The 19,817-nt window shown below is 44.1% G+C and carries 17 protein-coding genes and 1 pseudogene; 13 read left to right on the top strand and 5 right to left on the bottom strand.

The window, feature by feature from the left end:
- Positions 1-18 precede the first annotated feature (18 nt).
- Both EPB59_RS16670 and EPB59_RS16675 read right to left on the bottom strand, forming a co-directional pair.
- Positions 19-228, bottom strand: coding sequence for a DUF3283 family protein (locus EPB59_RS16670; protein WP_055050234.1), 210 nt, complete (start codon positions 226-228; stop codon positions 19-21).
- A gap of 161 nt (positions 229-389) precedes the next feature.
- Positions 390-587 carry a PA3496 family putative envelope integrity protein gene (locus EPB59_RS16675; protein ID WP_000026551.1) on the bottom strand — a complete coding sequence of 66 codons (198 nt, stop codon included), beginning with the start codon at positions 585-587 and terminating at the stop codon, positions 390-392.
- 318 nt (positions 588-905) lie between these two features.
- Between EPB59_RS16675 and EPB59_RS16680 the strand changes: the two genes are divergently transcribed.
- On the top strand, positions 906-1,370 hold the full coding sequence (locus EPB59_RS16680; RefSeq protein WP_195707131.1) for a transcriptional regulator: 465 nt from the start codon (positions 906-908) through the stop codon (positions 1,368-1,370).
- Between the two features lie 213 nt (positions 1,371-1,583).
- Here EPB59_RS16680 and EPB59_RS16685 read toward each other — a convergent pair whose 3' ends face one another.
- Positions 1,584-3,560: a replication initiator protein RctB domain-containing protein gene (locus EPB59_RS16685; RefSeq protein ID WP_154173955.1), complete on the bottom strand. Its 1,977-nt coding sequence runs from the start codon at positions 3,558-3,560 to the stop codon at positions 1,584-1,586.
- Between the two features lie 1,211 nt (positions 3,561-4,771).
- On the opposite strand from EPB59_RS16685, the gene EPB59_RS16690 reads away from it, so the two are divergent.
- Together EPB59_RS16690 and EPB59_RS16695 are read left to right on the top strand one after the other, a co-directional pair.
- Positions 4,772-5,989, top strand: a complete 1,218-nt coding sequence (locus EPB59_RS16690; protein WP_000817993.1) for an AAA family ATPase — start codon at positions 4,772-4,774, stop codon at positions 5,987-5,989.
- A gap of 7 nt (positions 5,990-5,996) precedes the next feature.
- Positions 5,997-6,968 carry a ParB/RepB/Spo0J family partition protein gene (locus EPB59_RS16695; RefSeq protein WP_154173957.1) on the top strand — a complete coding sequence of 324 codons (972 nt, stop codon included), beginning with the start codon at positions 5,997-5,999 and terminating at the stop codon, positions 6,966-6,968.
- Between the two features lie 61 nt (positions 6,969-7,029).
- Here the strand turns inward: EPB59_RS16695 and EPB59_RS16700 are convergent, their stop codons facing one another.
- Positions 7,030-8,064, bottom strand: a complete 1,035-nt coding sequence (locus tag EPB59_RS16700) for an ABC transporter substrate-binding protein (RefSeq protein ID WP_055050231.1) — start codon at positions 8,062-8,064, stop codon at positions 7,030-7,032.
- Positions 8,065-8,283: 219 nt separating this feature from the next.
- Here EPB59_RS16700 and EPB59_RS16705 point away from each other — a divergent pair, with 219 nt between their 5' ends.
- From EPB59_RS16705 to EPB59_RS16740, 8 genes and pseudogenes are all read left to right on the top strand, one after another.
- The gene (locus EPB59_RS16705; RefSeq protein ID WP_154173959.1) at positions 8,284-10,290 is read left to right on the top strand and encodes a tRNA(Met) cytidine acetyltransferase TmcA; all 2,007 of its coding nucleotides are present in this window, start codon (positions 8,284-8,286) and stop codon (positions 10,288-10,290) included.
- Positions 10,291-10,541: 251 nt separating this feature from the next.
- On the top strand, positions 10,542-11,144 hold the full coding sequence (locus EPB59_RS16710; RefSeq protein WP_095456454.1) for a thermostable hemolysin: 603 nt from the start codon (positions 10,542-10,544) through the stop codon (positions 11,142-11,144).
- 10 nt (positions 11,145-11,154) lie between these two features.
- Positions 11,155-12,653, top strand: a pseudogene (locus tag EPB59_RS16715) (AMP-binding protein).
- Between the two features lie 2 nt (positions 12,654-12,655).
- Positions 12,656-13,339, top strand: a complete 684-nt coding sequence (locus EPB59_RS16720) for a TenA family transcriptional regulator (RefSeq protein WP_055050228.1) — start codon at positions 12,656-12,658, stop codon at positions 13,337-13,339.
- Positions 13,340-13,348: 9 nt separating this feature from the next.
- Positions 13,349-14,146 carry an SDR family oxidoreductase gene (locus EPB59_RS16725; RefSeq protein ID WP_154173961.1) on the top strand — a complete coding sequence of 266 codons (798 nt, stop codon included), beginning with the start codon at positions 13,349-13,351 and terminating at the stop codon, positions 14,144-14,146.
- Positions 14,147-14,173: 27 nt separating this feature from the next.
- Positions 14,174-14,806, top strand: coding sequence for a tetratricopeptide repeat protein (locus EPB59_RS16730; protein WP_055050226.1), 633 nt, complete (start codon positions 14,174-14,176; stop codon positions 14,804-14,806).
- A 4-nt stretch (positions 14,807-14,810) separates the two neighbouring features.
- On the top strand, positions 14,811-15,467 hold the full coding sequence (locus EPB59_RS16735) for a response regulator (protein ID WP_055050225.1): 657 nt from the start codon (positions 14,811-14,813) through the stop codon (positions 15,465-15,467).
- 43 nt (positions 15,468-15,510) lie between these two features.
- Entirely contained in the window at positions 15,511-16,872 is a 1,362-nt protein-coding gene (locus EPB59_RS16740; protein ID WP_154174257.1) for a sensor histidine kinase, read from the top strand.
- A gap of 54 nt (positions 16,873-16,926) precedes the next feature.
- Here the strand turns inward: EPB59_RS16740 and EPB59_RS16745 are convergent, their stop codons facing one another.
- A complete protein-coding gene (locus EPB59_RS16745) occupies positions 16,927-18,579 on the bottom strand; it encodes a phosphoethanolamine transferase (RefSeq protein WP_154173963.1) in 1,653 nt (550 codons plus the stop codon).
- A 596-nt stretch (positions 18,580-19,175) separates the two neighbouring features.
- Between EPB59_RS16745 and EPB59_RS16750 the strand changes: the two genes are divergently transcribed.
- Positions 19,176-19,445, top strand: coding sequence for an STAS domain-containing protein (locus EPB59_RS16750; RefSeq protein WP_055030083.1), 270 nt, complete (start codon positions 19,176-19,178; stop codon positions 19,443-19,445).
- A 10-nt stretch (positions 19,446-19,455) separates the two neighbouring features.
- Positions 19,456-19,815, top strand: coding sequence for a response regulator (locus EPB59_RS16755; RefSeq protein ID WP_055030084.1), 360 nt, complete (start codon positions 19,456-19,458; stop codon positions 19,813-19,815).
- The last annotated feature ends 2 nt before the right edge of the window (positions 19,816-19,817 follow it).

Raw genomic sequence — 19,817 nt, forward strand, 5'->3', positions numbered from 1 at the left:
ACCTACAGAGCATAGACGCTACGCAACGCCCATCACTCTTTTGTACTTATCTACTGACTGTTGAAACCACTGTTTTTCGCTTTCAGAAACAATCTTGGTCAGCTGCTTAGTGATCTCTTCCGGTCCTGATTTTACCTGCTTAAGTCGCCAAACAAGATAAGAAGCTTGTTTATCAAGTTCTACTTTGTTTTTCTCTTCCGCAGTCAGTAATGCAAGGTTGAAAGACATTAGTAAGCCCACAGTCAGTAAAATCGTGGAGCGAAATATAACATAGGAATGTAGAAAATTAAGAGTCAAAATGTTGCTTTGACTGCTCAAAATCAACTAAAGCGATAAAAATAAGTAAGGGTGACCCAAGCCACCCTTAATCGATTGTTTGATGCCAAGAGCTAGTGTAGCAATCCAAGCTCTTTAGCTTCCTCTATTGTCAGACCGCTCTCACGAATCTCACGTAAGGTTTCGATACGGCGTCTTGCTTCCGCTGACTTCACGTTTTTTGTGGGTCGCTGGGATTCAATTTCTTCAATTGAATCCCATTTGTTGGTAATGCTCGTCATATCATCATGGTCAATTGAATTAATGGACATAAATACCTCCGAAAAACCATGCTAGGAACAACTCATCTGTAGCAAAGGGGCCATGCTTTGTTAAGTAGATTTAATCCGTATTGTGACTGTGGCAATACTTCACAAACCTTATCATTAAAACTATAGATATTCTTTTTGCCAACCCCCAAGTTCCTCGTTAAATTAGCCAGCTATTTCGCAAAAGCCCCCACCACTAAATCTTTTCCTGCAACACACATTTGGCAAAGAGATTGATCCTCAACCACACTATTTAAACGTAGAGAAGCGGGTATTCACTGAATGCTTCGTTTCATTTCTTTGATCATTGGATCTGCCTATATGAATGAGTTGCAAGTTTGGTTGAATGATGTTCATCACTGGTATCAAAATCGCCATAACACTTCTGTGACTGAGTTACAGCCATTGATATTCAATGTCCCACCCCAACTTTGGAGTACACCGTTAGATGCAACCCAAAGTAAAGCCATTGCCTGTTGGCTTGATGCATGTCTGCGCCAATTTGAGTTTTATCGTACTATCAATGGTTCTCAGGCTCAGCAGTACCTCAATCTCGCCTATGGCCGATTTCAGCTCTGCGTCGCTCAATCTGGAGGGGATTTGGCATTGAAATCTTGGTGTATGCGCAGGATGCAACAATTGATGGTGCTCAGTCTTGAGCATCTCAATCAACAAGCAGATGGAGAAACACTGTCTCATGATCTGATCGAAGCTCATGTGAAATTCATGGCTTTTCATGCATGGAACGATGATCAAGGTGTAAAACATCGCACACCAGATCAGTAACAAGGATCTATGTTGCCGATAGGCAAATTGCAGGCAAAAAAATAGCGAGTGGTTAAACTCGCTAAAAACATATGAGCCAATCTACAATTCATCAGATAGGACAAAAGGTTGTCTATTCGTGAAGCAGTGTATCTATCGTAAGCACTCAAAATGTCAACGGTTTGTCAGGTTTAAGTCACAAAAGTGACGTGAATCAACTCTCCCCATTCACACTCAAACACCGGCTGCCATTTCATCTAATGCGCGGTATACCATTTCATCAATATGTCCGTCTTGAACCATCTTGCACACTTTACGACGTACAGCTAAACCTGCGATCAGTTTTTCAATCGAAAGGTGCTTACTCTCATTCTGGTTGTTGTAGAGCTCAAGGAGCTTGCTCAAGGTGGTATATTGGATCACATCATTTTCGACTCGTAGCCAATCGAGCTTGTCAATCAACTCCACACACTCTTCTTTGATTGATGAAGGGGCATGTCCAGTCATAGCTGCTAAGGCCGTTATACTGCGTTCTAGAGCCTCTGGAGAGGTATAACGAGATAAGGTAATCGTAATTTCATCCGCATTGATCTCAACCAGATGTTTACGCAGTTTCACACGGCGGCCTAACCGGCCTCTTGGCGAAGGTGCTTTACGCTGAATCGGCTCAAATTCACCATCAATAATACTCGAAAGTTCTGCCAATTTTTGTTTAGAAACCAGTTCATTACGTAGTGGGTTAGGCAAGGTTGGAGCCATATTACGTTTACCGGCGTTGGTGGTTTTGGCACGCGAGTAACGCAGAACTTCCTCCACATCACATTTGATGTCTACTTGATAGTCCACCACTTTGCCTTTGTCTTCGGTGCTTTTCACTGTCAAGTGGTAACCCCAAAGATTGACCACAAACAGATCCTCACTCCCCTTCCCTTCTGAAAGGCGGCGAAGTTCGCGGATCAGATCCATTGAGAAACGTCGCCATTCAATATTTCTGGCCAGTTTCTGGTTCAATTCACTGAGCATCATGACATCAGAATGTCGGCGCGACATGCGGCTGCGGAAATATGAGTAGAGTTGAAACACCAACGTGTGCTGTTTCAAGATCTCCGGTGGAAACAAGAAGAAATAGTCACGTGTGAGCAATTCTTCAAAAAATGAGGGTTCCCACACCAAAATATACAGGTTCGGTTTAATCCGAATTTCACCATCACTTCCCTCGATAGGAGCCTCTTCAGACGCTGTAATGGTACGAGCTAAAAAGCGGAAACGATCGCTTTTAAAACCTTCTGGCATGTTTTCGCTGAGCCAACGCCCAGTCAGTTCGTGCAACTGAAAATCGGTAAATTCAATACGGTCAATACTGTCACGGATTGAGTCACGCGCCGGACCGCTGTCTTTTTTACCGCGCAGCGAAAGAATATCCGTAATGTACAATGGCGTTTTGTTGGGAGCTTGCTTGGCGTTGAAGTGATAATCATCTTGATGGTGATCATGGTACTGAACGGTTAACGTGAACAAGGCAAATAACGTCATCAGATCATCGACAGTCATGATGTTTTTAGACGATCGAGTTTCGATCACTGCGCGAGTACCGGAAATCGATACCATTGATTTTTGATAATTTTTACGGGTGCGGGGTGGCGCTAACGCTTGATCAATGATCCCAGCCCAATTAGTGGGTGATACCACAAACTGATCAGCTTCATCTTTCATTGCTGGAGGAGTATTCAAGCCATGCTCATGCAGCAAACGTTGATTTACTTGTGTTTGCGCTAGCGCTTTTGAACGCTTTTGTTTTTCACTTTGCTTAACAGACTCTGTGACCAAACTGGTTGATCCTAGCACGGAGATCAATTGGTTGGGGTTGATAAAACAATGCAACATGGTTTTACCGGCTAGCCCTTCTTCAAAGCGCACTGGTATTTGTTTAAATAACCCAATGGCAACTGCCGCTCTCAAACGCTGTTGAATTGCAGCACGAGTGAGTTGACCATCTGTGGCATCAATTAGCTCTGTGGTTGAAACTAATCCATCTTTGCTGCGCAAACCGCGTAGTGAGATAAGATTCAACAGTTCAATAATACTTTTGGTCACGCCTTTAAAGTGTTGATACTGTTCAATCCAGTCGATTGCAGCTTCAGAGACCTCAAAAAGATGACCATCTTTGTGAGTTCTTGGCAATTTGATCAAGAGTTTTTCTTCTGAGCTCATGGTTAGATCCGTATCACACTTACCGTAATATCACTATAGTTCCAAGAGAATAAAGAAAAAGAGATCATAAATAAAGAAAAATTTATTGTTTTTAAATAACTGATCTTTCTGATTTAAATGATTAATTATGATTAGAGTGATCTTATGATCTAGTGGCAGATTTAGCTGTAACTTATTGTATATAATAGACTATTTTTTTAAGTCCACAGAAGCATGATCATCGCTTTAATGAAACCATGATCAATGCGAGATCGAAAGCATGATCAGTTTTTACCTAAAGCATGATCAAATGCTACTCGTATCAATGATCAACGCAATTAACTAAGCATGATCAAGGTAGCAGCACAGCTTATCCACAGATCGAATTTAGAATTTAGACTTTTTCCGTCTTTCCTGCTTTGTGGTCATCATTTTAGTCTCGGAAATATGATCAAGAGTAGGTTGAACTTTGCCCAAATTGGCTAAACGCTTTCCGATTCGATGTTCGATTAGCAGTATATCTGAGTTCCTACGCCTTGTACTGTTTGGTGATGTGCTTATGAAAGCATGATCATGGTGTTGGCTTTGTTTGTTGCACCGAGACTTCTCTTATTATGTGCTTAGTACTTTTCATTGATTGAGAGTCAAAGCCTTACTCTGTCTGACATCATCCGTAAACTGAGATGAAATTTACATGCTTCCGCCATTAATACGCTCTTGATCATCGATCCGGAAAAAGATCATGTTGATAGGATCATCTTTCTTCAATTTCGTAGAGATTAACCTGCTTGATCATCTTTCCGGTTTATCTCATTTCTTACGGAAGCATGATCATGTATGTGCTCTTGATCATCGTTTCGACATCATCTCGGTATTGACTCAATGAGAAATGATGTACGCTTTTTTGCTTAATTCATCTCATACTACAAATGTAAATTGCATTAACCGTAAGTTAGTTGATAAGTTCAATCGTTCCGCACCTTACTTTATTTTTGTTGTCTTTACATTGTAAATAAGTGACGTTGTAATATTTAAAATCTCCTGTAGTTTTTGATGCATTGTCTTCTTATTGAGTCATCATGTTGTTGAGTTAGTTTGCCTATTTAATATCAATTCTCTGTTAGAGATCTAATATATGTGATTTTAATATAGAGTTTAATGTTCACCTTTTTGTTGTTTTGTGTAACTTATGCTGTACAATTGGCTTTAAGTCCTAATAACGGAAATTGGCAATGAAAAGAGAACAAACAATAGAGAATCTCTACCAACTTGCACAACTGACTCAGCAGGTGCAGGCGGATCGTATTGAGATTGTATTAGAGGAACGCCGAGATGAGCATTTTCCTCCAATGTCAAAAGCGCTGATGGAAACTCGATCTGGCCTCACTCGCCGTAAGCTCGATGAAGCGATTGCGAAAATGGAAGAAGCTGGCCATCAATTTACAAAAAATAACGCCAACCACTACTCTATCTCTCTTTCTGAAGCCCATATGCTGATGGATGCGGCGGGGGTGGCTAAGTTTCATGAACGTAAAAAGAACAATGAAAATAAGCCTTGGATCATCAATGTGCAGAACCAGAAAGGTGGGACTGGCAAATCGATGACGGCTGTCCATTTGGCGGCTTGCTTGGCACTTAACTTGGATAAACGCTACCGTATCTGTTTGATTGACTTGGATCCCCAAGGTTCTCTACGCTTATTTTTGAATCCGCAAATCAGTTTAGCGGAGCATACCAATATCTATTCTGCTGTTGATATTATGTTGGACAACGTGCCAGATGATGTACAAGTGGATGCTGAATTCCTGCGTAAAAACGTGATGTTACCGACGCAATACCCGAATTTGAAAACCATTTCAGCCTTCCCTGAGGATGCGATGTTTAACGCCGAGGCATGGCAGTATCTATCACAAAACCAATCATTGGATATCGTTCGTTTACTGAAAGAGAAACTTATTGATAAGATTTCAGGTGATTTTGACATCATCATGATTGATACAGGGCCGCACGTTGATCCGCTAGTGTGGAACGCGATGTACGCATCAAATGCCTTACTGATCCCTTGTGCGGCGAAACGACTCGATTGGGCTTCAACGGTGAACTTCTTTCAACATTTGCCAACGGTTTATGAGATGTTCCCCGAAGATTGGAAAGGGTTAGAGTTTGTCCGTTTAATGCCGACGATGTTTGAGGATGACAATAAAAAGCAAGTGTCGGTATTGACTGAAATGAACTACTTGTTGGGCGATCAAGTGATGATGGCGACCATTCCACGTAGCCGAGCTTTTGAAACCTGTGCCGATACGTACAGCACCGTGTTTGATCTCACAGTGAATGACTTTGAAGGCGGTAAAAAAACGCTCGCCACCGCTCAAGATGCCGTTCAAAAAAGCGCACTCGAACTGGAACGTGTGCTTCATTCTCATTGGCCTTCACTTAATCAGGGGTAAGTAACTTATGGCAATTAAAACTTCTGAACTCAACGCAAAACTGTTTGGGAAGGCGGATAAACGCCGTGCAACTACGCCAGCTGAAGCTCAATCAGCAGCGAAAGCACAGGCTCAAATGATTGAACTGGCAGTCGCTGGTGAGGAGATTGTCACTTTCGAGCTGATGCGCATTCCGGCGGATGAAGTTGCACAAAAGACGGTTGTGTTTGCTCAGAATGCTCGTGAACAGGCCTTTTTAACGGAACATGCGCTTTCTGATGTATTAACAACCCTGCGTGAACGGGGACAACAATACCCTGCTGTGGGTCGTAAAACTGCAGAAGGCAAGATTGAAGTGCTTGATGGTAGCCGTCGTCGCATGTCTTGTATCTTGGCGGGTAAAGAATTTCTGGTTTATGTGGCAGAAAATATTAATGCCGAGCATGCCAAGTTCTTATCTGATGTTGCGAACGCGCATAAACCTCTTTCCCTGTATGAAAAAGGTAAAGAGATGCAAGCGAAGCTCGATAGTGGGGAAGCGGAAGATCAAAAAGCGCTGGCCAAAATGTTTCAGTGCAGTGAAGCCTTAGTGAGTGGCGCATTGAAAGCAGCAGCGCTACCGCTGGAGCTTCTACAAGCCTACCCAAGCGTCGTTGAATTAGGACGCCCAACGATTGTGAAGTTGCATAAGCAGTTTAATGAGTTGAATGAGGTTCAGCGCGAGCAATTGTTGGCAAAATGCCATCAAGAGCAAGGATTCGTTTGGCAGCTTTCTCAAGCTCAAGGTGTAGCGCGCATTACCAAAGATGTGACAGAAACCATCGAAAGTTGGATTCAAGATGTACTGCCGCCGAAACGCACTGAAACACCGAAAGTTGAGTTGATTAAAGGGCGTGCAAGTTATGCGCGCAAAGGCAGTAACTTAGTGCTGAATTTGAAGAGAATCGATGATGAATTGATGCAGGATATTCTTGATTTTGTTCAGCGCAAGCTCAATTAGTTGTGTTCTCTAATAACAAAGCCCGCGTTATGCGGGCTTTGGACGTTTTAGGTAGTCAGTATTATTGGTTTCTTAGACGCTGCCAGTATTTCTCGTAGATCGCCAGCGTTTCTGGGCCGACATCGTTAGTAAATTCGCCTTTTTTCATGTCTTCATCGGATGGGAAGATCGTCGGATTATCGCGTAGCTCTGCGGGCAACATTGCACGCCCACCTTTGGTTGCAGAAGCGTAACCTAGGCTTTTTACAATTTCTGCTTGGTTTTCTGGCTGGTACATGAAGTTGATGAACTTATGCGCCAACGGGATATTTTTGCTACCAGACGGAATGGTGAAGTTATCCATCCACAGTACCGCACCTTCTTCAGGCATCACGAATTTTAGCTCAGGCATTTCTACTTGGCCTTGATACGCGTTACCGTTCCATTGCATACCCAGTGTTGCTTCACCGGAAACGTAAGGAACGTGTGGAGCGTCTGAGTTATACAGCAGTACGTTATTTTTTAGTGCTACTAACGATTCGTACGCTTTTTTGATTTCATCTTCATTTTTTGTGTTGATACTAAAACCATTAAGCTTTAGAGCCATGCCGAAAACGTCACGAATATCATCGATCAGCATAACTTGTTGTTCATATTGTTTATCCCACAGGTCTGCCCACTTACTGATGCCGTTAGGTAATGTGGCAGAGTTGTAGTAAAGACCTGTGATCCCCCAAATGTATGGGAGCGAGTATTTGTTTTGAGGATCGTGTGCCAAGCCTAATACGGCAGGCATTGCATCTTTCATGTTCGGGATTTGGTTATGATCGATTTCTGCGAGCAGCCCTTCACGGCCCATTTTTTCGATAAAATAAGCAGACGCAAACACAACATCATAACCAGTGCCTTTCAGAAGTTTGAGTTTGGTGTACATTGACTCATTATTCTCAAAGGTTGAATAGTTAATAGTTACGCCTTCTTGTTGTTCAAAAGCTTTCAGCGATTTCTCTGGTAAATAACCGCCCCACGCATACACGTTAAGTGTAGGTTGTTCAGCATAGACCTGAGATGACGCAACAACTGCAGAAAGTACCAATCCTTTAATGAAAGTTTTCATTGCATTTTGATTCCTTTTTAGCCCAGCCCAATGCTGAGATTCGAGTGCATAATTAGTGAATTTTTTGTTTGGATAAAGCAAATATAATTTGTCGTTAAGAAAAAATATTTTAGCCTTCTATTAACAAATAGCGACATTGCTTGTGATGTGTTTCAAGGCGTTATAGCGATGTGTCCGCATGTGCTAACATAGCGCATCACCTTTGGAAATTCGTTTGTTATGACTCAACCGCTCACAGACTTCGTGCGTCTTCACCAACTTGCTAAACAGCACCATACTCGCTTTGGATGCTGGCTACGGGGTGATCCACAATGGCAGTCTTCTTTACTGAACGCATTGATTTGCCACTTTACCGATCAATCGATATTTATGTTAGGCAATACTGAGTTGGATGGTGTGACTTGTGTCGATTATCGCCAAGGTCAACAGTGGTTGGGGAAAGAGTGCCAATGGCTGATTTGTGATTTAAACCAAGGATGGGATGCCAATAGTTTTAACGCAGCGCTCGGTACGTTAGTTGGCGGCGGATTACTTTTAGTGGTTGGCGAGCCTTCTTCTCTGAACTGGGCTGCTCGTGATTGGTTGGAGTCTGCACTAGGTGAGTTAATTCAAATTGATCCACAGTCGATATGTACTTTGCCAAATTGTGCTGGGATTTCCTCTGTCTCAACGTATGAACAACAGACACAGGCGATTGAGGGGATTATCAAAGTCGCTACGGGGCATCGTAAGCGTCCTTTGGTTCTTACAGCGGATCGTGGCCGTGGCAAAACCAGTGCGCTTGGGATGGCTGCGGCGCAATTGATGCAGTCACGTACAATGAATATTATTGTGACCGCACCTGCATTAGCGTCTGTTGATCCGCTGTTTGTCCATGCTCAGCGTAAACTTCCGGATGCGGGTGTTAAGCGCGGCCATCTACAGTGGGGAGACTCAAGCCTACATTTTATGGCTCCTGATGAGCTGCTTCGCTGCCAGCCCGAGTGCGATTTATTGCTAGTTGATGAAGCGGCAGCACTGCCATTACCTCTATTAAAACGCTTGGTAGAGAAATATCACCGAATGGTTTTTTCATCGACCATTCATGGTTATGAAGGTTGTGGTCGTGGTTTTTCGCTCAAATTTCAGCAGTGGTTACGAGAGCTGCGCCCGCAGATGCGCGCATTGCATCTTGACCAACCGATTCGCTGGGCGGCGGGAGATGCCCTGGAGCAGTGGCAAAATCGTGTGTTTTTACTGCAAAGTGAGTTAACGGCACTACCATCATCAGCACATCAGGCATTAAGGTTCTCCCCTTTAACTCAAGAAATGGCCGTCCATCAACCTGAACGTTTGGCACAAGTGTTCTCATTGTTGGTCAATGCACACTACCAAACTTCTCCCAATGATCTGTTTTCTCTACTGAATGATGACGCGATGACGCTGTTTGGCGCTTATCAAGGGGATGTTTGTATTGGATGTGTGTGGGCGGTGCGTGAAGGGGAGTTAGATGATGCACTGATTGATGCGATACAACGTGGCACTCGTCGCCCTAAAGGGCATTTAGCGCCTGTGACGCTCGCCAATCAACTAGCGATTACTGAAGCGGCGCGTCAGTCTTGTTGGCGAATTTTACGCATCGCCGTTCATCCAGCTTGCCAGCGTGAGGGGATTGGTAGCCAATTACTCCAGCAATTTATTGAGCACTATGAAGCTGACTATTACGCGACTAGCTTCGGGGTGAGTGAAGATTTGCTGCCATTTTGGCTGATGAATGGGTTTGTTCCGGTGAAATTTGGCTCACATCGCGATCAAGCCAGCGGTTGTTATTCCATTTTAATGGTACTGGGAAGTGGGTTGAGTTGGCTGGAGCAAGCTCAACAACAATTTACCGCGCATTGGATTTTTGAACTCAGTGATTCGTTGCAAGCACTAGAACCTGAAATTATTCAGCAGTTGTTACCTCTATGTGCACCAACCCACAAAACACGGCCGTGTGTTGGATTGATTGAGCGTTACGCGCAAGGCGGCTCTAACTATGAAAGTGTTGCCGTTTGGTTATTTGCTTGGTTACTGGAAATATCGGGTTTAAACCTGACTCTTTCGCCTTTGTTGATCAGTAAAGTGTTACAACGCAAAAACTGGGGAGAGTGTGCTGAGCAGTTTCAACTCACGGGTAAACGACAAGTTGAACAAGCCTTACGTGATGATATTTCCGCTTTGCTGAGCAATTTACACTGTAAATAGCCCTCTTCTTAATATGACCAGAGTGATGTTACACACTAGCCTATTTCGGCTATCGGGTGGATGCCGCTCTGGTTTGTCTTTTCTTGAGTTATCACGTTTGAGCATTTTATCTGGCTTGGGTTCTTCGTTTATGTCGCCCCGATGAGGGGCATTCTGCGTGCATCATTTTTGTGTTTCTTAGTTAGTGACTAAGGGATTCTTAAGTTAAGTGGATTACTTTTGACTTAGAGAGTAAGCAAAGGGAAACGCTGATGAAACACTTACCTTGTCTATCGGATCTCACATTAGAAGTGATCAACCCAATGCACCCGCGCTGGAATGAGGCGACAGCATTGGTACGTGAGCGTTACCAACAAGCTTTTGATGCTCACCTTACGGTCTATATGCCCGCCTATTTAGCACTGCTTGAACACAATGAAATGAAATCGGTGTGTGGTTTTCGGATTGCTGAGCAAGAGTCTCTCTTTCTTGAGCAGTATCTCGATCAGCCCGCTGATGAAATTCTGGCCCAACGTTTTGCTTGCTCAATTCCTCGCGGCAAATTAATTGAATTTGGTCATCTTGCTTCATTTGGCCGTGGCTTATCGGCATTTCATTTTTTGTTGATCGCACAGCAATTAGTAGCGATGGGGTTTGAGTGGTGCATTTTTACCGCGACGGATCCGCTGCACGCGTTAATGCGCCGCTTTGGTTTACAACCGACTTTGATTGCCAAAGCCTCTTCTACTCGTATTCCCAATGCATCTCAAGTTTGGGGAACTTACTATCAGCATAGCCCTCGGATTTTAGCTGGGAATTTGGCACAAGGTTGTGAGCGTTTAAATCAATTATCCCTCAATCAAAAACAAGCGTGAGTCATGAATGATGAATCAAATTATCACTGCGTTACAGCAACATGCTCTACATCAACCACAGAAACTGGCGTTTGTTGGCCATGATGCACAGCAAAAACCAGTGAGTTTAAATTATTCACAGTTGCTGGACGAAGTTAAGCAGACCGCGCAGCAGTTACAGCAATGGCAAGTAAAATGTATTGCGCTACGTGCTGAAAATAGCTTGGATTGGGTTGTGATGGATCTGGCGGCAATGTGGTCACATATTGTGATGGTGCCAGTACCCACGTTTTTTACGCCTGAACAAGTGGCACATCTGCTGAAGGCGGCTGAAGTGGATCTTTGTGTTGGCGATTGGCCTGAGTTGGGTGAGCCCATCGCGCCATTAGGTCGATTTTCCGCTTGGCAGTATCAAACCCATACATCAGGTCGTGTTTTGCCAGGTACGCAGAAAATCACGTTTACCTCAGGCTCGACCGGCACTCCTAAAGGCGTCTGCCTGAGCGAGCAAAATTTAGAGCGGGTTTCAGTGGCTATCGCAGAGCAGATGAGCGCACAAGTTGAGCTGCACTTAGTCATGTTGCCGCTATCCACCTTGCTCGAAAATATTACAGGCATCTATGTGCCGCTATTATTAGGGGTGACATCGACGGTATTGTTTGGTGAGCAAGTGGGGTTATCAGGCTCTAGCCAGTTCTCCCCCGTTTGTTTTGCTCACGCTCTCAGTCAACATTCTCCTTCCAGTTTGGTACTCACGCCGGCCTTGTTGATCGCGTTAATCCATGTGGTCAAGCAAGCCCCGATTTTGGCTCAATCGTTACAGTGGGTTGCGGTGGGGGGGCAAGCGTTGCTGCCGAATTGATTCATTCAGCCCGTGCGCTTGGTATTCCTGCTTATGAAGGGTACGGCCTTTCTGAATGTGCTTCGGTGGTCAGTATGAACACCCCACAATATGATCAACCGGGTCGCTGTGGCAAACCGCTCAACCATCTGCAAATCAAACTGGCTGATGATGGAGAATTGTGGGTTCGTGGCAATAGTGCACTTGGGTATATCGGAGAGCCATTTGTCGATGAATGGTTGGCTACGGGCGATCTAGCGACACTCGATGCCGAAGGTTTTTTGAGTATTGTCGGGCGCAAAAAAAATCTCATCATTACACCATTTGGGCGCAATATCGCCCCAGAATGGATTGAATCACATGCTCAAGTTTGGATGCCAGAATGCCGAGTCGTCGTGGTCGGTGATGATGAAGCAGGGCTCACCGCAGTCATTGATAGGCCGTTACCAGAACTTGATCAACGGATTCGAAAACTTAATTGTAGTTTGCCTGACTATGCCCAGATTCAGCATCTACTCTTAGTGAGTCAGCCGAACGTTTGGCAAACCTGGTTAACCGCCAATGGTCGACCGAAGCGTGCTTTGATTGAACAGGCACAACGACAATACCGCATGGGTGCTATTGCTCCAGATTCAGGCTGGCAACGCCTATCGATTCCCCTTTCTTCCTCTTCACTGCTAGGAGAATGATCATGACTTCATTTTTTCAACGTTTACAAATCGAAACGCAAGCTGCGCAACAACATATGTTACAAGCTCCTATCTTTGAAGCCTGTGCACGGGGTGAAATTACATTAGATATGTACTTGCGCTTTTTGACCCAAGCCTATCATCACGTGAAGCATACGGTACCTCTGTTGATGGCGTGTGGCAGCCGCTTGAGTGACCGCTATGAATGGGTTCGAATTGCGATTGCGGATTATATTGATGAAGAGAAAGGCCACCAAGAATGGATACTGAATGACATTCGAGCTTGTGGTGGTGATGCGCAAGCGGTACGGAATAATCAGGGAGAAGGCGGTGTGAGCACGCCAATCGAATTGATGGTGGCTTATTTGTATCACCAGATAGATCGCGCTAATCCACTGGGTTTATTTGGAATGGTCTGGGTGCTGGAAGGCACCAGTGTTGGGGTGGGCGGCAATATCGCACGCTTGGTTAAACAACAGCTTAATTTGCCAGATAAAGCGATGAGCTATCTCACTTCTCATAGTGAACTGGATCAAGACCATATCCGTTTCTTTGAATCCTTGATGGATAAAATCACCAAAGACGAAGACCAGCAAGCGATCATCCATTCAGCGAATCAAGTCTTTTATCTTTATGGACAGATGCTACGTGAATTAGTGCCGCTCACCAATCAGAAGGCGGCTTAGGAGCCTACAATGGATATTAAACACCAATATGTGTTGTTGACGGGGGCGTCTGGCGGAATTGGTGAGCAAATCGCTCATGTCTTGGCTGCACGTGGAGCATGGTTGATTCTTGTTGGGCGTGATAGTCAAAAGCTCGAAACGTTACGCCAATCATTACCCACAGCAGAAAAGCACACTGTTTTGAGTGCTGATTTGAGTAGTGAAGAGGGTGTGGCACAGCTTCAAGCGCTCGCTGAAGAGTTTGGCCTGCGGCATCAGCCGATCAGCGTTGTGATCAACAATGCAGGAACCAATCAATTCTGTTTACTCGCACGGCGCTCAATGGAGTCGGTACAGCGTGAATTAACCTTAAACTTAATGACGCCCATTCAGATTACCCAGATGGCACTGCATTGGGTCACGAAACCGGAACTTATTGTTAATATTGGTTCCAGTTTTGGGGCGATCGGGTACCCAGGTTATTCGACCTATTGCGCGGCGAAAGCGGGATTGCATCGCTTCAGTGAAGCAATGAACCGAGAGCTGGATGGCACTGGTGTCAAGGTGCTCTATCTTGCGCCTCGGGCGACCAATACAGCCCTAAACAGTGAATCGGTCAAGCAGCTGAATCAGGCATTGGGGCATCACAGTGATGAGCCTGAATTTGTGGCAGAGCAAGTGGCAAAGATGATTGAGACCGAGCAAAGTGTGGTGTGGTTGGGTTGGCCTGAAAAATGGTTTGTTCGTCTCAATCAGCTGTTACCGGGCCTGGTCTCGGGAGCCATTAAAAAACAACAACACATTCTATTGTCATTTTTAAATCGTTAAAGCGTGAGAGTTCAAGGAGATCAAAGCATGAACACTGTGTTTAAATGGATAAATATCAGCGCATTATTAGTGGGTTATACGGCGTCGGCGTATGCGATTACCCCTTTAGAACAAGTGCAGGCGGACTGGGCAAAATGCCAATACCAAACGCCGTCTGGCGATGAGCAAGAAAGCTGTTTCGAACGTACGATCGCTCGCACTCGACTTGAGCTAAAGTTGGCGGGAGATAATCCAGAACTCAAAGTATGGTTAGCAATCAATCAATCCTCTTTAGCTGGCGCTAGAGGGGGGTTAGGTGCACTCTCGTTAGTAAAAGAGGCCAAAAGTTTGTTTGAAGACGTCATCGCCAAGTCTCCTAACACGCTCGATGGTTCTGCATTTACTAGCCTTGGAACGTTATACTATAAAGTGCCAGGTTGGCCAGTTGCCTTTGGTGATGATAAAAAAGCCGAGCAATTATTAAAGCAGGCACTCGATATGAATCCGAATGGCATTGATGCCAATTATTTTTACGGTGATTTTTTGGTGCAACAAGGACGTGATGCAGAAGCGAAACACTACTTGTTGCTAGCACAACAAGCACCAGCAAGGCCACAAAGAGAGGTCGCTGATGCTGGTCGTCAACAAGAAATCGCCCATCTGTTGGAGAGTCTCAAATAACGTTATGCGTTTATTATTAGTGGAAGATGACACGCTGCTTGGCGAATCGATGCAAGTCGCTTTAAGCCGACAAGGGTATACGGTTGACTGGTTAGAGCGAGGCAGCGGTGTTGTAACGGCGTTAAAAACCGAGCAGTTTACCGCATTGATTTTAGATTTAACCTTGCCGGATATGGACGGGTTAGAAGTGCTGCGCCAAATCCGGCGAGCGGGTTACACCTTACCCGTAATGATATTGACGGCTCGTGATGACATTAGTGATCGGGTCAAAGGTTTAGATGGTGGGGCAGATGAGTACATCGGTAAGCCGTTTGCTCTCGAAGAGCTGCTCGCACGCTTGCGGCTGATTATTCGGCGAAGCTCGGGGAGTGCGGAGGAACTCATCTCCGTGGGTGATCTCGATCTTTCGCTCTCCAAACAAGAAATCTACTACGCTCAGCAAGCTCTGAAATTAACGCGTAATGAGTACAAAATCCTCGCCAGTTTGATGACTCAAGCTGGAAGAGTGATGAGTAAAGAGCTATTACAGCAAGCATTGCATGGTTGGGATGAAGGCAGCAGTGATAACGCGATAGAAGTACACATTCATAATTTGCGTAAAAAGTTGCCGGATAATCTGATTCGAAACGTACGAGGTGTGGGGTACATGATTGAAAAATAAACGCGTATTTTCAATTAAACGCCGCCTGACTTTGACATCGGTCGTGCTTAGTGGTGGCCTTTTACTTGTCTCGCTCTATTTCAGTTACTCCAACGCAAAACATGAAGTAACAGAAGTGTATGATGCTCGGCTAGGGCAATCTGCCAAATTGTTACTGATGGCGACGTCGGTCTCAGGCCAAAAGATGGCAATGAAAGACCAGCGTGAGCATTTTGATTCATGGATGGAAAACATACAACGCCTATCTAAAGCGAAAGAGGATGTGGCAACCTTATTTGGGCATCCCTACGAGCAATATTTTCTGTTCCAGTTTTATCGTGATGGCAAACTGTTGTTTAGCTCGGATAACAGTCTACCCGGATTTAGTTCCGGAGTTGAGAACATTGGATTTTCGAACATTTCCATTAATGGTGAGTCTTGGCGGTTTTTTCAATTGACTCAGCCGAATGGCACGATGGGCAAAGAATATGTTGTGGTGGCGGAAAGACAAAGGATTCGTCGGGAAATGCTCAACGAAATTGCGCTTTCTACAGCGTTACCTCAGCTGATTCTTTTTCCTTGTTTAATGCTCTTATTAGTCACTCTGATTGATCGAAGTTTTCGGCCCATTCAGTCTCTTAAGTCGGCGATTGCGATTCGTAGTGTACATAAATTAGATCGTATCTATGTTGAAGAGCCAACTCTCGAATTATCCCCTTTGGTTGATACACTCAATCAACTCCTTTCCGAATTAGAGCACGCATGGGAACGTGAAAAGCGTTTTACCCGCATGGCCGCTCATGAGTTAAAAACGCCGTTAACCGTGCTCAGATTAAATGCTGAAAATGCTTTGCGTAGCACCAATCCCGAGCAGTTGAAACACGATTTAGAACGTATTTTCAAAGGGATTGAACGCACGGATAGATTAATTCAACAGTTGCTGATGTTGGCGAAAGTTGAGAGTACCCAAATCTTAGCTAAACAACCGGTTGATTTAGCGGGCGTGATTAAACAAGTGATTGCTGATCTTGCCCCAATCGCGTTTAAGCAGGAGCAACAACTGAGTTTTAGTGGTGAGAGTCCGCGCCTCTGGGGGGATGAACTACTGCTTGGCATTTTATTTAAAAATCTCATCGATAACGCAATTCGCTATTCTGGTTGTGCGAGTCATATTGAAGTGATACTCCGTCATCAAGAGGGAGAAATTGAAGTTTGCGTGCTGGATACAGGTGCGCCAATCGATGATCTGACTCGTGAGAAAATGTTTGATAACTTCTATCGTGCCAATAGCCAAAAAGGGGATGGGGCTGGATTAGGTATGTCCATTTGCCGAGATATTGCCACATTACATGGTGGCGAGGTAATGCTTTTACCGCGCACGAATAAGTACAACAGTTTTGTGGTTCGTTTTCTAAATATTGAATAAAAAACGCCTGATTTGGTGATAAAGCCAAATCAGGCGAGGTATTACAAGCTCTGATTAATTGGAAGAGGCGGCATTCGCTCTACACTGAGAAAACAGGTCTAGAGATGTGTCATAAGCTTCAGTTGAAACATCCATTACGCCGAGCAGTGAGTGGAACAGGTTGCCGTGAGAGTAAGGTAAATGGGTTTTACTACGTAAACAGTCCATATCAATCCCTTTACTCTGGCTAAATCCTTGAGACATCCAAACTAACAAAGGTACTTGCGTTTGGTAATCTGGGGCCAAGTTGTAAGGCATTCCATGTAAGAACATTCCATTTTCACCTAACGACTCACCATGGTCAGAAACATAAATTAAAGCGGTGTTGTAATCCTTTTGTAAGGATTCTAACTTGCTCATTAGCTGTGCCAGAACGTAATCAGTGTAACGAATGGTGTTGTCATAGGTGTTAACGATCTGTTCGACACTACAGTTTTCAATATCTGCACGTGGACAATCAGGTTGGTACACAGCCATTTCTTTTGGGTAACGCTTAAAATAGGTTGGTCCATGACTACCAATGATGTGCATGAAGATCATGCGATTGCCATTTTGGTCAGCGATCTCTTGATCCAAGTTTTCTAACATCGCGATATCGTAACAAGTATCGCCATCACAGAAACCTTCTCGCTTATCTCTTGCGAGCTCTTTTAATGGGATATTTTTGGCTACACCTTTATCGCCACCATCATTTTCTTTCCACAGCAAACTGATCCCAGCACGTTGCAGAATATCCAATACGTTATCTTGGTTATCGGCTTGGTTACGATCAAAGTTATCACGTGTCATGTTGGAGAACATGCAAGGTACGGAGATCGCCGTTGCGGTGCCACAACTGGCGACATCTTTAAAGAAAATTGGTTGGAACGGTTGTGTATAAGCATTGGTATCACGTGGATAGCCGAAGTATTGATAGTTTTGCACTCGTGCTGTTTCCCCAAGAACAAAAAATACTAAGGTCGGCTTTTGACCTGAGCTATCTGTTGCGGTGGTTTTTTGTTGCGCGTCAGTCCCAATCATTTTATAGACCATGGGTTCGGTGAAATAACGCTGTTTGACTAAGCCCACACTGCTGTAGATAAAGTGAGTCGGGATGATCATTTTTTTGAGATAGCTGTTATTACGTCCAACCGAAGAGTAATTTTGGTAATAGAGTGCGGCAATTAATGCTACCGCCAGTAGTGAAACCAGCATTGATAGGCCTTTCTTACCCAAAAAACGCCACACTCCAGTCTCTTTACGAATAGGGGTGAACAGTAACCAAAGCGCAGGTAATACACCTAAAAAGACAAACCAAAGGACAGAGTAAACCGTGAGATAGGAGCTTGCCTCGCTACTGTTGGTTTCGAGCACATTCACCAACATATCTCTATCAACGATGGTGCCATATTGAAAACCTACAAAACTGAGTATCGATGAAATAATCAGTAGCAATGCAAAAAATGGCTTAAACAGATAAGGCCAACTGAAGATCTGAAAAATGAAGTTCAAAGCAAATAGAAAAAAGAGCGGAATGGAAATGACAAATCCCCAGTGTATTTGAGCAGACTCCGTAAAGATTTGCGCTAGCTTTTCGTAAACGGGCAAATTGAGTGGTAGGGCGAAATAGACGGCTAGAATCAGTACTAGCTGATTATAAGAGAAAGTTTTTAAATTCAATGTTCGCATGCTTACCTCAAAATTCCGAACCTATTGATAATGGGTGTTCCAAAAGAGAACTCATTTCACCAGCTCTCGCAAGAAGAGAGAGCTGATGGGTTAACGGAACATATCCATATGCGATTAGAGAAGGATTTTTTCACTATTGTTCCATAACGTGAGAATTCATCTAAATGAATGAGGAAACTAGCAAAGTTTTCTTAATAAAGCCTTAAGGGTATTGGTTCACCATTCCATATTATGATGAGGGTCACAGCCTGGATGACATTCGTTCCCTCTCTAAATTATCGATTATTTACAGTGTAAAACTTTTGACTTAGGGCTCCTTATAGCCCAAGCATCTTTCATGCCGTTACAGATTCATCTTTCTTATCAAGAACAAAGTGAGATTGCGTGGAACCATATTGGTAGTCGAATAACTTTATCTCAATTTTCTTGGCTTTGGTTGTTATCAACAGTGTTGTGTTTATGCGTGTCGTGGGGATTAAGACTTTGGTGATAGAGGTCATACATGCAGTTGATAATTGGCTAATCCCTCCTAAACTCAAATACGAGCAGTAAAAAAATGGTTGATTATTCTACTCATCTTAAAGTCTGGGTTTTCCATGTTGATACTAAATGAAGCACTAGATATCGCGCATGTTCAGGAGTGTAAGCTGCAATTTTTGCCGTGGATTACTCAACACGAACCCATTGTGGTTGATGGTTCAGCCGTGGTGCGCGTGGATGCAGCCGGTATTCAGTTACTGGCATCACTATGGATAACGGCTCAACACAACCAGCTTGAGATTTACTTTGACCAATTATCTGACGTATTAGCAGAAGGGATAGCCCTGTTAGGGATGACAGACCTAATGCAAATGAAGAGTGAATGAGGGAAACGCTATGGCAAGAGTTTTGGCAGTGGATGATTCAATTTCGATTCGACAAATGGTCTCCCATACACTTCAAGATGCAGGGTATGAAGTCGAAACGGCATCGGATGGGCGTGATGCATTGGCCAAGGCGCAAAAGTCACGTTTCGACGTGATTATTTCTGATGTCAATATGCCAATTATGGGCGGTTTTGAGTTTGTGAAAGCAGTTCGGCAACAAAGCCAATATAAATTCACCCCTATTTTGATGTTAACCACCGAAACCAGCCCAGAAAAAAAACAAGAAGGTAAAGCGGTTGGTGCGACTGGATGGCTTGTGAAACCCTTTAACCCGGAAACTTTACTAAAAACTTTGCAGCGCGTTTTATAAAA

Source organism: Vibrio metoecus (assembly GCF_009665255.1).
Taxonomy (GTDB): Bacteria; Pseudomonadota; Gammaproteobacteria; order Enterobacterales; family Vibrionaceae; genus Vibrio; species Vibrio metoecus_B.